The following is a 13,759-nucleotide window of genomic DNA, read 5'->3' on the forward strand; positions in this document are numbered from 1 at the left end:
CAAAGCCTTTATGCCATTCAATGCGCGCAGGCATCGGCCCCTGCCGGCGTTGATCCGGCTGGTGTCTGCTGCAAGGCCAAGCAAGGCAACGCTGCTTATTCAGCGACCCACCGATAGCGCTGCCCCGCCCGCTGCACCCGCCCGACCGAGCTGCCCGGAAAGTGCGAGCTGAAGTACAGGGCCCGCCGCTCGCTGAGTTCGTGGAGCAAGGCGCTGCGGGTGGCGCCGGCCTGGACCGGGTCTTCGCAAAAGACCGAACTCAGCGCCGGCGCCAACACCTGCAGCGGGTGGTGCATCACATCGCCACCGAACAGCGCGTGCTGCCCCTCTGACACCAGCCACAGGCTCATGTGGCCGGCCGTGTGGCCCGGGGTGGGCACCATCGTCAGGCCCGGCGCGATGACGGTGGGCTCGAAGCCAATGGGCAGATGCAGGCCGGCCTGCACCACGGGCTCGATGCTGTCGCGCCAGACCGGGGCCAGGTGGCCGGTGTGCTGGCGAATGTGCGCCAATTCAGGGGCTGGGAAGCGGTAGCAGGCCCGGCTGAACAAAGGCTGCCAGCGCCCGTCCAGCCAGTGGGTGTTCCAGCCCACGTGGTCGGTGTGCAAATGGGTGTTGATCACCAGGTCAACCTGGTCGGGCTGCACACCACGGGCCTGCAGGCGGCTCAGGTAAGCGGTGTTGAGCTGATGGAAGATGGCCTTGCCGGGCCGCTCGCGGCCATTGCCGATGCCGGTGTCCAGCACCACGGTCTGGCCGGGGCGGCGCAACACCCAGCTGTGGATGCTCAGGCGCAGGCTGCGGCCCTCATCGGCGGTGGTGCTGGCATCGGTCCAGGCGGTGCGCGCTGGCGCAGTGGCTTCATCCCAGGCCGGGAACAGGAAGGCAGGCGCAAAGTTGTCGATGCAGCGCTCCTCCACCTTCCAGATGGACCACTCGCCCACCTGGTGGACGGGGCCGGTGGGGGCCTGGGTGCCGAACAACTCGCTCATTGCAGGTTCTCCACGGTGATGTTGCGGGCCCGGATCAGGCGCTGCCAGAACACGGATTCGGATTTTTGACGGCTCGCCAGTTGCTCGGCAGTGCCCCCCGCGGGCTCGACGCCGGCAGCGCGCAGGGCGGTCTGGGCTTCGGACGTCTTGAGCCAGGCGTTCACCTCACGGCCCAGTCGCTCGCGCAGATCGGCCGGCACACCCCGGGGCGCAAACAGCCCCACCCATTGCTCGACAGCGTAATCCTTGAAACCCAATTCAGCCAACGTGGGCAGGCTGGGGTCCAGCGTGCTGCGCTGGGCCGAGGTGACGCCCAGGATCTGCACCTTGCCATCGCGTTGGGCCGCCAGGGCCCAGGGCACCTGGGCCAGGGCAAACTCGATGTGCCCACCCAGCAAGGCGGCATAGGCCGGGGTGGCGCCCTGGTAGGGCAGGTGATTCAGGTCCACGCCGCTTTGTTGCTCCAGCAGCGCAAAGGCCAGGTGGGCCGTGCTGCCGATGCCCCAGGTGCCATAGCTGGCACTGCCGGGCTTGTCGCGCGCCAGGCGCTGCAGGTCTTGGGCGTTGCGCACGTTGACGCCCGCGCGCTCAACCACCGCCATGGGCACGCGGCCCAGTTCAAGCACCGGGTCAAACGCGTTGACCGCGTCGTAGCGCAGGGTTTTGGCAAACAGCAGGGGATTGACCACCTGGGTGTCCACATTGCCCATGAAGAAGGTGTAGCCATCGGCCGGGCTGGCGGCGGCATAGCCGGCTCCCACCATGCCACTGGCACCGGGCTTGTTTTCGACGATGACGGGCTGGTGCAGGCGCGCGCCCAGACCGCTGGCCAGGGCCCGCGAGGTGCCATCGACGGCACCGCCCGGGGCCCAGGGCACGATGAGGCGGATGGGCTTGTCAGGGTTCCAGGCCGGCGCGGTGGCGGCGGCCACGGGGCTGGCCTGGCCCAGCGTCGGCAGGGCCAGCGCGGCCATCAGGCCCAGCAACAGGGCAGAACGGCGAACCGCAGAGCGTGGATGGGTCAGGAGGCGAAGCGTCATGAGGGGCACCGGTTGGAGTTGAGGGTGCCATCCACTATGCTGAGCGAGAACCCACATCACAATTCATTCTTTTTGCTTGCTTGATGCCTCGAAAGCATCACCCGCACAAGGACACGCCCAACATGGAACTGCGCCATCTCCGTTATTTCGCCATGGTGGCCGAGCACCAGAGTGTGCGCGCCGCCTCAGAGCACCTGCATGTGACCCAGCCTGCGGTGTCGCGTCAGATCCAGGACCTGGAGGCCGAACTGGGCGTGAGCCTGTTCGAGCGCAGCAGCCGCGGACTGTGCCTGACCGAAGCAGGCCGTGCCTTCCAGGCCGATACCCAGCGCATCCTGGCCGCCGTGCAGGAGGCCAAGCGCTCGGTGCAGTTGCGGGCCGCCGGCCTGCTGGGCAGCCTGCGCCTGGGCCTGATCGAAAGCGCGGGCTGGGACGGCCTGGTGCCAGACGCCATCGGCCGCCTGCAGCAGGAAGCCCCAGGCCTGCGCATCCAGCTGTTTCCGATGAGCACACCGCAGCAACTGGACGCCTTGCAAGCGGGTGGTCTGGACGGCGGGTTCATCTATCCCTTTGAAGCCCTGGATTCGGCGTTGCAGTGCACGGCACTGGCCCGGCACGACGTGATCCTGGCCGTGCCCGAGGGTTCGCGTCTGGCCCAGCGCCCTCTGGTGCAGGCCAGCGAACTGGCCGACGAGCCCTTTGTGATGTTTGAGCGCCCGGTGTACCCGGCCTACCACGATCGGCTGATGGGGGCCTGCACCCAGGCCGGGCTGACGCCCCACATCGTGCAAGAAGTGGGCAGTGAATCGGCCGTGCTGTCGCTGGTGTCGGCAGGCATCGGCATCGCGCTGGTCAATGGCGCCAACCGGGGCCGGCCGCCGGCCCGGGTGCGCTTTGTGCCCCTGGCCGATGTCTCGGTGCCCCTGAGCTTGTCGTTTGCCTGCCGGCGCGAGGGCACCGGCCCGGGCCTGCAACGGTTTCTCGGTGCCCTGCAGCCAACGGCGCCTTCGCTCTTGTGATGCTTTTAATGCATCACAGCCAACAATCAACAGCATTGGCGGTTTCTGCGCATTGAATCGATAGTTCGGCTTCACGGGGCCGGCGGGTCTGCGGCGATGGGCGCTGCAGCGGTGGCCCCCTGAAACAGTTCACCTCCCATGCCCCCAGTTGACCCAGCGTCTGCACGTCCCTCCCTCATCAGCACCGACATCGACTTTGACCGACCCGGCCTGCAATCGGGCCACCTGCGCCTGCCCTACTCGCACGACCGATCGGGCTACGGCCACATCCCTGTGCCCATCGCGGTGCTGAATCACGGGCCTGGCCCCACCCTGCTGCTGACCGGGGGCAACCACGGCGATGAGTTTGAAGGCCCGATCGCCTTGATGAAGCTGATGCGGCGCCTGCCACAACTGCAGATCCGGGGTCGCCTGATCGTCATCCCGGGACTGAACTTTCCGGCCCTGATGCAGGGCACCCGCACCTCACCCATCGACCAGGGCAACCTGAACCGAGCCTTTCCAGGACAACGCAATGGCAGCCTCACCGAGATGCTGGCCCACTACGTGGACAGTGTGCTGTTCCCGCTGGCCGACGTGGCCTTCGATCTGCATGCAGGTGGGGCCTCCACCCACTACCTGCCCACCGTGCTGGCGGCGTGGCCCACCGACCCGAGCCAGGCTGAGCACTACAGCCGGCTGGTACATGCCCTGGGCGCACCGCGCACACTTGTGATGGACCTGCTGGGCGAAGACCGCACTTATGGTGCCGCGGCGGACCGCCATGGCCTGCTGTTCTTCTGCGGCGAATTTGGCGGCCAGGCCGTGTGCAGCCCTGAAGGCCTGGCCCTGGCTGAGGCCTGCATCGAGCGCCTGATGCAGGGCATGGGCCTGCTGCCCCCGACGCCAGCGCCGCAGCCCGACCCGGCCACCCGCCTTTACCGTGTGGACGGCGATGCCCACTATGTGTTCGCGCCCGAGCCCGGCCTGTTCGAGCCGGCCTTCCAACTGGGCGACGAAGTGCAGGCCGGACAGATCGCCGGCTGGATTCACGACCCCACCCGACCCAGCAGGCCAGCCACTGAGGTGCGCTTCAAGGGCTCGGGCCTGGCCCTGTGCATCCGCGCGCTGGCCCGGGTGGACGCAGGCGACTGCCTGGGTCACCTGGCAAGCCTGGTCCCCCTCGCTCGCGCCTGAGAGGCCGCTGCACGCCCGGTACCCACCCTGCAGTGCGACGGGGCGCGGCGGATCGATTTAAGTGTTAACCCTAGTTTTGTTTTTGATTCGTAAACTTATCATATGTATGCATATTGTATGTATGCAATAGATACCCCAATCGATCACAACAAAATGCCCATGACACCCACCCAAGCACCCACGCCACAAGACCCGCGCCGCATGCGCACGGTCTGGTGGATCCTGACCCTGGCCACGCTGGGCCTGATCTTTGACGGCTATGACCTGGTGGTCTATGGCGCGGTGGTTTCCACCTTTTTGCGCGATGACAGCCAGATCGGCAGCGTGACCCCGCACATCGCGGGCACCCTGGGCAGTTACGCCCTGTTCGGCGTGGCACTGGGCGCCCTTCTGGCGGGCTCAGTGGGCGACATCATCGGGCGGCGCAAGGTGATGCTGGCCTCATACGCCTGGTTCTCGGTCGGCATGGCCCTCACGGCCATGACCCACAGCACCGACGCCTTCGGGTGGATGCGCTTTGCCACTGGCCTGGGCATCGGGGCGCTGGTGGCGACCACGGCGGCGCTCGTCGCCGAGTACGCACCGCGTGACAAGAAGAACCTGTTCATTGCCATCAGCAATGGCGGCATTCCGTTGGGCAGCATGATGTCGGCCATGCTGGCCATTGCCCTGATGCAGCACATCGGCTGGCGAGGCATGTTCTGGATCGGCGCGTTGCCTGTGCTCACCCTGCTGCCGCTGGCGTATTTCAAGATGCCCGAATCGGTCGCCTGGCTGGCGGCGCGCGGGCGCACTGCCGAAGCCCAGGCGCTGTCGCAGCGCACCGGCGTGCCGCTGCCGCTGGCATCCACATCCACATCCACACCCTCACTCACGTCCACATCCACGCCAGGTTCCACGACCGTTGACCCCACGCAGATCCGCAGCGGCTTTGCCGGTCTGCTGGGTCGGTACTACCTGGGCCCGACCCTGGTCCTGGGCTGCATGAGCGCCACCGGCCTGCTGCTGGTCTACTCGCTCAACACCTGGCTGCCCGAGCTGATGCTGCGCGCCGGCTACAACACCAAGGGCTCGTTGGCGTTTTTGGCGGTGCTCAATGGCGGCTCGCTGTTCGGTGCCATGGCAGCCTCGCGCTTTGCCGACCGGTTTGGCCCCAAGCCTGTGGTGGCCGCCAGCTTTGTGACGGGCGCACTGGCCCTGGCGCTTGCCACGCTGAGCCTGCCCCTGGCGGCGCTGCTGGCGGTGGTGGCCATCGTGGGCCTGGGTACCAGCGGCACACAGACCCTGATCTATGGCTTTGTCGCCAACTACTACCGCACCCAGGTGCGCGCCGCCGGCGTGGCCTGGTGTGCCGGCTTTGGCCGCATCGGGGGCATCGGCGGCCCCATCCTGGGCAGTGCCTTGATTGCGGCGGGCTTGCCGCTCAACACCATCTTCTACGTGCTGGCCTGCCTGGCCATCGCCGGGGCCGCGCTCACCCTGCTGGTGCCTTTGTCGCGCAGCGCCCAAGCGACCTGAGCGCCACCGCACCGGACGACCGGCCCGCTTTCCGACTTTCGCCTTTCGCCTTTCGGCCCCCAGCAGCTTGCTGGGGGCTTTTTCGTTCGCGCCGGCCCGGCAGACAGACACCTGCACCCCAACAGCCCCAGCGGATTCAAGGTGAGCAGCCCCTGATCAGGTCCGGCAAATGCGCTGTTTGATTTATTTCTATTAGGGACATAGAACAAATTTAATTTTTGCTTTTATTGCCATTTCAGGAACAGCCAATTGCTTGGCAAACGGTTTCTCTGGCGAACTGATCTCCCTACACTGAGCCCACTTGCCCGACAAGCGGCCCGTTTTGATCGGGATCGGTGCCCCACCCCGCCTGACCTCCAGTGCCTGGGCAACCGCTGTCCACCCCCTGTTCCACACAAGGCCCCAACCATGAACCGTCTGCTCAGCATGCAGGTCTTCTGCCGCGTGGTCGACTGCCAAGGCTTTGCCTCGGCGGCCCGCACCCTCGACATGTCGCCGCCCGTGGTCACCCGTTTGATCTCCGATCTGGAAACCCATCTTTCGGCACGCCTGCTCAACCGGTCCACCTCACGCAAGCTGGTGCTGACCGAGGCGGGCCGCATCTACCTGGACCAGGTGCGCCGCATCCTGGCCGACATCGAAGAGGCCGAGGCCTCGGTGCAGTCGGCCACGCAGCGGGTGGGGGGCCGGCTCAAGGTGCTGGCGCCCCCTTCGCTGGCCACCTATGAGCTGGTGCGCATCATTCACAGCTTCAAGCAAAAGCACCCCAAGGTGACGATCGAGCTGACGACCAACGCCCAAGCCGAAACCCTGGACGAGGGCTTTGACGTCTGCGTCGTCATGACCCATGCCCGGCCCTTGAACGGCGACTTTGTGGCACGGCGCCTGGCGCACTCGCAGCTGGTGTTGTGCGGCGCGCCCGACTACCTGAAAGCCCATGGGCGCCCGCAGCACCCCAAAGACCTGATCAACCATGCCCTGGTGGCCCTGCCTTTTGTGCACGACCTGAGCTTTCGCCGGCCCCCCGCCAGTGCCCGAGACAGCCAGCCCGACGAAAGCTATGCCATGGCCTTCAACCAGGTCGCGCTCAGCACCACCCAGTTGGAGACCGCCCGCTCGGCCGCGCTGCAGGGCCTGGGCCTGGTGGTGCTGCCGTCCTTTGTGGCGGCACCGGCCTGCACCAGCGGTGAATTGCAATGCGTGCTGGGCGACTGGCGGCTGCCAGCCCTGAACCTTCACGCGGCCATTCCGACGCGTGAGCACGTACCGGCCAAGACCCAGGCTTTTCTGGACCACCTGACGCAGGCCTTTCCCGACAGCGAAAAAGACCCGTGGCTGGGTCGCTGCACCCAAAGCGCCCATTGACCGCTTGCAGTGGACGCTGAAGTCCGCTGCGCCAAGAAAGAACCCATGACAATGCCCAGCGGGCGGGAATGGCTGTTTTCCGTCAAAACCTTTGCAGCCTCGATGCTGGCGCTGTACATCGCGCTGGCGCTGGGCATGCCCAGGCCCTACTGGGCCATGGCCACGGTGTATGTGGTGTCGCACCCCCTGACGGGCGCCACCCGCTCCAAGGGCGTGTACCGGGCTGGCGGCACCCTGTTGGGCGCCGGCGCCGCGGTGCTGCTGGTGCCCTGGCTGGTGAACCAGCCGGTGCTGCTCAGTGCGGTGGTGTCGTTGTGGACAGGCAGCTTGCTGTACCTGTCCCAGCTGGACCGCACGCCGCGCAACTACCTCTACATGCTGGCCGCCTACACGCTGCCCATGATCGCCTTCGGCGCCGTGGGCTCACCAAGCGAGGTGTTCAATATCGCCGTGGCCCGCACCCAGGAAATTCTGCTGGCCATCACCTGCGCTAGCACGGTGGCCGCCCTGGTGTTTCCGGGCCGGGTGGCCCCGGTGCTGGACCAGCGCATGGGCGTGTGGTTGCGCGACGCCGCGGCCTGGGCCACCGAGGCCTTGCAACCGGGTCGGTTGCCGGGCGCCAGCCGCCACCAGCTGGCCACCGACATCCTGGCCCTGGACCAGTTCATCGGCCAATTGGCCTATGACACCGCCAGCGTGGACGTGGTGCGCCATGCCCGCGAACTGCGCTGGCGCCTGAGCCTGCTGCTGCCCATGCTGTCTTCACTGCAGGCCGCGCTGGCCGAGCTGCGCCACCTCTCGCCAGGCCTGCCAAAGGGCCTTGAGCAAGCCCTGGCGCAGGTGGTCCACTGGATGCAACACCCTGACACCCAGGCGCCCGCTGTCCCTGAGCTCCAATGGCTGAACCACGATGAAGGTGGCGCGGCCGGCCCTGATTGGCCTGCGGTGCTGACGCAGCACACCCTGGCCCGGCTGCACACCCTGGTCTGCCTGTGGCAAGACTGCCTGGCGCTGCGCCAGCGCATCGCCCGAAACAACCATGGCCGCACCGGCATGGACGACTGGGTGCCGGCCTACCGCCGCCAGCACCTGGACAGCGAGGCCCGCCATGTGGACCACGGCATGGTGATGTTCTCGGCCCTGTCGGCCTCAGCGCTGAGCTTTGTGCTGTGCCTGCTGTGGATTGAAACCGGCTGGCAGCAAGGCGCCAGCGCGGTGATCATGGGCACCATCACGGCCTGCTTCTTTGCCGCTCAGGATGAACCTGCCCAAGCTCAACGCAGCTTTTTTGCCTGGACCTGCGTGGGCATGCTGTTGACCAGCGTGCTGCTGTTCTACGTGATTCCGGCCACCCATGATTTCGAAACCCTGGTGCTGGCCCTGGCCTTGCCTTTCCTGCCCCTGGGCACGCTGGCCTTGCGCCCAAGCTTTGCCCCCATGGCGATGACCTTGACCGTCTGCACCGCCTCGTTTCTGGGCCTGTCGGGTGCCTACGACGCCCAATTTTCAGACTTTGTGAACAGCAATCTGGCCGGCATCGCCGGGGCCTTCGGCGCGCTGGTGTGGACGCTGCTGACCCGCCCCTTTGGCACCGGCCTGGCCTTGCGCCGCCTGGTGCGCAGCCTGTGGCGCGACCTGGTGCGCCACGCCTGGGGGCGCCATCCGAGCGAACACGCCGCGCCGAGCGCCATGGGCGATCTCATGCTGGATCGCCTGAGCCTGCTGCTACCGCGCCTGGCCGCCAGCGCCCATGACCGGGTCACCGATGGTTTCAGTGAGCTGCGTGTGGGCTTCAGCGTGCTGGATCTGCAAGGCAGCGGCGCGCCCGCCGGCCCTGTTGCGCAAGCCTTGCGCCGGGTGCTGGGGGCCGTGGCCGCCCACTACCGGGCACGCCTGAACCAGACCCCCCGCCCCCACGCAGCACAGGCCTTGGGCCAGCGCATCGACCGGGCCCTGCACACACTGGCCAGGCAGGACAGCCCGCAGGCCCGCCAGGCGCTGGCCGAGTTGCGCATCACGCTGTGCCCAGGCCGGCCGGCACCCGCACGGCCCCCGGTCACGCCCGACCCAAACGGAGCCCCACTGCATGAATGCCGAGATTGACCTGTACGGGGTGTTTGTCCCCAGCTTGCTGCTGCTGACCGTGCTGGCCCTGGGCCTGACCACGGGGCTGCGCCTGCTGCTGGCCCGGCTGGGCCTGTACCGATGGGTGTGGCACCGCTCCCTTTTCAACTTCTGCCTGTTCGTGGTCGTGCTGTCGGCCTGCGTGCAAGCCAGCCTGTGGTGGAAAACCTGAACCCATGAACCCCAAGCGCCCCATGCCCCTCTTGCCTACCCTGAAGCGCCGGGCCGTCCCGGTGCTGCTGACCCTGTTGATGGCCGCCGCCGCGGTCAAAGCCGGCGAACACCTCTGGGCCTATTACAACGATGCCCCCTGGACCCGCGACGGCCACCTGAGGGCCGACGCCGTGCAGGTGGCCCCCGATGTATCGGGCCTGCTGACCGAGGTACGGGTGCACGACAACCAGCCCGTGCACCGGGGCGAGCTGCTGATGGTGGTGGACCGCGCACGTCACGAGCTGGCGGTGCGCCAGGCCGAAGCAGCCTGGCGCGCGCAACGCACCGTGGTGACCCAGGCCAGGCTGGAGGCTGAGCGCAACCACCGCCTCAGCGACCTGGTGGCCCGCGAAAGCCAGGAGCAGGGCGACGCCCGGCTGGAACAGGCCGAGGCCCAGTTGGCCAGCACCGAAGCCACCCTGGCCCTGGCGCGCCTCAACCTGGCCCGCACCCGCGTCACCAGCCCGGTGGATGGTTATGTGAACGACCGCGCCCCCCACGTGGGCGACTACGTGAGCACCGGCCGGCCGGTGCTGTCGGTGCTGGACCGGGCGTCCTTCCATGTCGACGGGTACTTTGAAGAGACCAAGCTCGACCACATCCACCTGCAGCAGCCGGTAGAGATCCGCATCATGGGCAGCGAGGTGAGGCTGCGCGGCCACGTGCAGAGCCTGGCCGCCGGCATCGAAGACCGCGACCGCAGCAACGGTGCCAGCCTGCTGCCCAATGTCAACCCGACTTTCAACTGGGTGCGGCTGGCCCAGCGCATCCCGGTACGCGTGGCGCTTGATGAGGTGCCGAGCAACTTCCACCTGATCGCAGGACGCACAGCCACGGTGTCGGTGCTGGATGAGCGGCCCACCTCGCAAGCAACGCCAACCCGCCCCGGGAGGCCGTCATGATCGCCCAGCCCCCGCCAACCCACCGCGCCGCGAGCCTGCACCGCTGGCGGCGCAAGGCCCTGGTGCTGGCCTGCACCAGCGCACTGGCCGCCTGCTCACCGCTGCCGCGCGCGCCCTTGCTGGCCGATCAGACCGTGGCTCGGCAGAGCCTGGCCCAGGCGGGCTTCGAGCAGGCGATGGGCCCGGCTGTGTCGCTGGGCCCGTTACCCGATCACTGGTGGCAGCTGTATGCCGACCCCGCACTGGACAGCCTGGTGCAGCAGGCATTGCAGGCGAACACCGGCCTGCGCGAGGCCCGGGCCCACCTACAGCGCGCCCATGCGATGGTGCAGGCTGTCGAGGCCGAGGCCGGCCCCCACGCCAGCGCAGAGGGGGCCGCCAAACGAGCCCAGGAGGCTGGTGAGACCTACTTGCTCAAAGAAAAGCTGCCCGTGATGAACGAGGGCAACCTGGGCTTCAGCGTCTCGTACCAGATCGACCTGTTCGGCCAGTTGGCCCGCGCCGAAGAGGCCGCCCACGCCAGCCAGCAGGCCACGGCCGCCGCGCTGGACGTGGTGCGCGTGAGCGTGGCCGCCGCCACCGTGCGCGCCTATGTGCAGGGCTGCACGGCCACCCATGAACTGCACAGTGCCCAGGCCGCGCTGGCCGTGCAACAGCGCCGGCTCGATCTGGCCCAGCGCCTGGTCGAGGCCGGCCGCAGCCCCCGCACCCTGGTGCAGGCCGCGCAGGCCCAGACCCTGGCACTGAAGGCGCAGCTGCCTGCCTATGTGGCGGCTCAGGACGCCGCGCACTACCAGTTGGCCGCCCTGCTGGGCTTGCCCCCCCGGGCGCTGGACCGCGAGCGCACCCGTTGTGCGGCGCCGCCACAGCTGGACCGACCTCTGCCGGTGGGCGACGGAGCCGCCTTGTTGCAGCGCCGCCCCGATGTGCGCGAGGCCGAGCGCCAGTTGGCCGCCGCCACGGCGCGCATCGGCGTCGCCACGGCAGCGCTGTACCCCAGCATCCACCTGGGCGCCTCGGCAGGCCTGAGCGGGGTGCTGGGTGACCTGGGCAACGCCTCCACCGCGCGCTGGGGCCTGGGCCCGCTGATCAGTTGGCAGATTCCGGACAACGCAGCGCGTGCCCGCGTGCAGGCCTCGCAGGCCGATGCCCAGGCCGCCCTGGCCCGCTTCGACGGGGTGGTGCTGAAGGCGCTGCGCGAGACCGAGACCGCCCTGAGCCGCTATGTGCATGCGCTGGACGAGCAAGCCCAGTTGGCACAGGCCCGCGAGCAGGCGGATCAGGTGGCCCAGGACAACCATCGGCTGCATGAGAGTGGCCGTGCGCCCTTGCTCAGCCAGTTGGAGGCGCAAGGCACACTGACCCGCCTGGATCAACAAGTGGCCCAAAGCCAGGGCCAGACTGCGCTGGATGAAGTCGCCCTGTTCCTCGCCCTGGGCGGCGGGTGGCAGCAGCAGGCCACCCAGCCAGGCAGTGCGCACTGAAGAAGTGCGCTGGCGCAGTGGGCAGCATGCGCCGGCCAAACCACACCAACACGGCGACCCGTGCGCAAAAAAACCCCGTCACAGCGAAGTGACGGGGTCAATGCAATGGAGAAAACCGCTGATGCGTCAGGCGCTGGCGCGCCTGACGGCTTCAGAACCGATGCTGCAGGCCGACAGCCACACCGGTGTTGTTGCTCTTGCCGCTCGCGGTCTGGGCCGCCGCCACGTTGTTGGCCTTGGTGTAGTCAAGTTCGGCATACACATCGGTGCGCTTGCTCAGCGTGTAGCGGGCACGGGCCACGTAAGTGTCGTACCGGTTGGACGACAGGCCGTCAGCCGAGTACTTGGTGTTGTAGTAGGCCCCCACCACCTTCACCAGATCGCTCACGTTGAAGGTCACGCCCACATCGGCCACCTGGGCCTTGAGGCCCGTGGTGCTGGCGCTGGCGCCATTCAAGAACTTGTACAGCGAGGTGCTGGCACTCGAACTGGTCAGGATCGAGGTGTTGCTGTTGGCAAAGTTGGCGTCGGCCTCCATCTGCGTGTAGCCGGCTGTGACGCGCAGGCCATTGAAGAGGTAGTTGCCACCCAGGGTCCAGGTGGTCTGATTGCGGCCAGCCACATCACGCAGGCGGTCGTAGGCCGCGCCCACTTGCACCGGGTTCATGTCGTACTTGAGCATGGCCTGCACCGACGAGTTGGCCGCGGTCGAACCCGCCACATTGCCGAACGAGTAGGCCAGGCCCAGCGAGGTGCCGGCCCAGACGGGGCTCTGGTACTTGACCATGTTGTCACGACGCGAGGTGTCCAGGCTGCCGCCCACCAGGGTGCCCAGCGGGTTCACGGTGGTGGCTGCCACTGCGGCGTACTGCTTGTTGTTGGTCAGCTCCTGGCCCAGCGGGTCGTTGATGTAGCCGGCTTGCAGGTCGTAGTTGAAGGTGGTGTTGCGCCCCAGGTCGACACGGCCCCATGCGTTCTCAAGGCCCACGATGGCGCGGCGGTCAAAGATATTGCTGGTGCTGGAGGTGGCGCCCGTACCGGTGTTGAAGCCCGACTCGAGGTTGAAGTTGGCACGCAGGCCGCCCCCCAGGTCTTCCGTGCCCTTGAAGCCGAAACGCGAGGTGTTCAGCACGCCCGACGAGAACTGGGTCTGCGAGCCGGTACCGGCGCTGGTTTTGGCCGCGGCACTGTCGCTGCGCACGCCAGCGTCCACCAGGCCGTAAAGCTGCAGACTGGAGCCGGATTCGGCATGGGCGGTGATGGAGCCAGCAAGCGCACTCAGCGCAGCCAGGGCGATCAGGGATTTTTTCATCATGGTCATCCAATGGAAAAGAAAAAAGGAAACAGGGCGGCGCCACAGCCAGGCGCACGCCCTCAGAAGCTGGCTTCGCCGTGCGGCAGCAGGCCGGCACGGTTGGCGGCCGCGGCCGCCGCACGCACGTCCTGCCGGTTCACGGCCGACTTGACGACGGGCAAGCCTTGGGACATGGGGTCGACATCGGCCCCATGGCGGGCGGCCTGCACCGCCTCGGCGCGCACCTCGGCACGGCTGCGCTGAGCCACATTGGGTGCCGTCAACTGAGCCTGGTAGGTGTCGGCCTCACCCGCAGCAAAACTGCTGGAAGCGGCAAGTGCGGTCACGGCCAACAAGGCGGCGGAAAAGAAGGTGCGGTGCATGGCGAGGTTCCTTGATTGGGTTGGCAGGCCGGGCACAGGCCCGGCTGGACGGAGAAAGCGGAGCGCTGAACGCGCTTGCGTCTTCGATGCGTGACTTTAGGACACCTAAATCAGCAATAAAACATGTTTTTCAGTAATTGGTAATTTCTATTTCAGAAACAAATTGTCGGCGCCGCAGGTCCCATCAACGCCCTGTTCCGGTTTTTCGCCATCGTTACTTGTTTCGTTTTTAGAAATTTCCAATTTCTA

At 67.1% G+C, this 13,759-nt stretch carries 12 protein-coding genes; 8 read left to right on the forward strand and 4 right to left on the reverse strand.

The genetic code is table 11. The features are described 5' to 3' along the window. Positions 1-95: 95 nt before the first annotated feature. Both AC07VS_RS13285 and AC07VS_RS13290 read right to left on the reverse strand, forming a co-directional pair. Positions 96-992 carry an MBL fold metallo-hydrolase gene (locus AC07VS_RS13285; protein ID WP_494751168.1) on the reverse strand — a complete coding sequence of 299 codons (897 nt, stop codon included), beginning with the start codon at positions 990-992 and terminating at the stop codon, positions 96-98. Next, positions 989-2,032: a Bug family tripartite tricarboxylate transporter substrate binding protein gene (locus AC07VS_RS13290; protein ID WP_494751169.1), complete on the reverse strand. Its 1,044-nt coding sequence runs from the start codon at positions 2,030-2,032 to the stop codon at positions 989-991. The genes AC07VS_RS13285 and AC07VS_RS13290 overlap by 4 nt, the downstream gene beginning before the upstream one ends. A gap of 122 nt (positions 2,033-2,154) precedes the next feature. On the opposite strand from AC07VS_RS13290, the gene AC07VS_RS13295 reads away from it, so the two are divergent. The 8 genes from AC07VS_RS13295 (at position 2,155) to AC07VS_RS13330 (ending at position 11,833) form a co-directional block, all read left to right on the forward strand. Next, positions 2,155-3,051 carry a LysR family transcriptional regulator gene (locus AC07VS_RS13295; protein ID WP_494657190.1) on the forward strand — a complete coding sequence of 299 codons (897 nt, stop codon included), beginning with the start codon at positions 2,155-2,157 and terminating at the stop codon, positions 3,049-3,051. 138 nt (positions 3,052-3,189) lie between these two features. Next, on the forward strand, positions 3,190-4,227 hold the full coding sequence (locus AC07VS_RS13300; protein WP_494657191.1) for a succinylglutamate desuccinylase/aspartoacylase family protein: 1,038 nt from the start codon (positions 3,190-3,192) through the stop codon (positions 4,225-4,227). A gap of 159 nt (positions 4,228-4,386) precedes the next feature. Continuing rightward, a complete protein-coding gene (locus AC07VS_RS13305) occupies positions 4,387-5,745 on the forward strand; it encodes an MFS transporter (protein WP_494751170.1) in 1,359 nt (452 codons plus the stop codon). Positions 5,746-6,153: 408 nt separating this feature from the next. Further along, positions 6,154-7,110 (forward strand): LysR family transcriptional regulator, encoded by a 957-nt coding sequence (locus AC07VS_RS13310; protein WP_492347646.1) that lies wholly within the window; start codon positions 6,154-6,156, stop codon positions 7,108-7,110. Positions 7,111-7,155: 45 nt separating this feature from the next. Further along, complete coding sequence (locus AC07VS_RS13315; RefSeq protein WP_494751171.1) at positions 7,156-9,213, forward strand: FUSC family protein; 2,058 nt, start codon at positions 7,156-7,158, stop codon at positions 9,211-9,213. Beyond that, on the forward strand, positions 9,197-9,406 hold the full coding sequence (locus AC07VS_RS13320; RefSeq protein WP_494751172.1) for a DUF1656 domain-containing protein: 210 nt from the start codon (positions 9,197-9,199) through the stop codon (positions 9,404-9,406). The genes AC07VS_RS13315 and AC07VS_RS13320 overlap by 17 nt, the downstream gene beginning before the upstream one ends. Before the next feature lie 4 nt (positions 9,407-9,410). Next, the gene (locus tag AC07VS_RS13325) at positions 9,411-10,349 is read left to right on the forward strand and encodes an efflux RND transporter periplasmic adaptor subunit (protein ID WP_492347643.1); all 939 of its coding nucleotides are present in this window, start codon (positions 9,411-9,413) and stop codon (positions 10,347-10,349) included. Then, positions 10,346-11,833, forward strand: a complete 1,488-nt coding sequence (locus AC07VS_RS13330) for an efflux transporter outer membrane subunit (protein WP_494751173.1) — start codon at positions 10,346-10,348, stop codon at positions 11,831-11,833. The genes AC07VS_RS13325 and AC07VS_RS13330 overlap by 4 nt, the downstream gene beginning before the upstream one ends. 151 nt (positions 11,834-11,984) lie before the next feature. On the opposite strand, the gene AC07VS_RS13335 is transcribed toward AC07VS_RS13330, so the two are convergent. Both AC07VS_RS13335 and AC07VS_RS13340 read right to left on the reverse strand, forming a co-directional pair. Continuing rightward, positions 11,985-13,145: a porin gene (locus AC07VS_RS13335; protein WP_494751174.1), complete on the reverse strand. Its 1,161-nt coding sequence runs from the start codon at positions 13,143-13,145 to the stop codon at positions 11,985-11,987. A 62-nt stretch (positions 13,146-13,207) separates the two neighbouring features. After that, positions 13,208-13,510 (reverse strand): hypothetical protein, encoded by a 303-nt coding sequence (locus AC07VS_RS13340; RefSeq protein ID WP_494657197.1) that lies wholly within the window; start codon positions 13,508-13,510, stop codon positions 13,208-13,210. Positions 13,511-13,759 lie beyond the last annotated feature (249 nt).

The organism is Curvibacter sp. GW821-FHT01G03, from assembly GCF_059422285.1.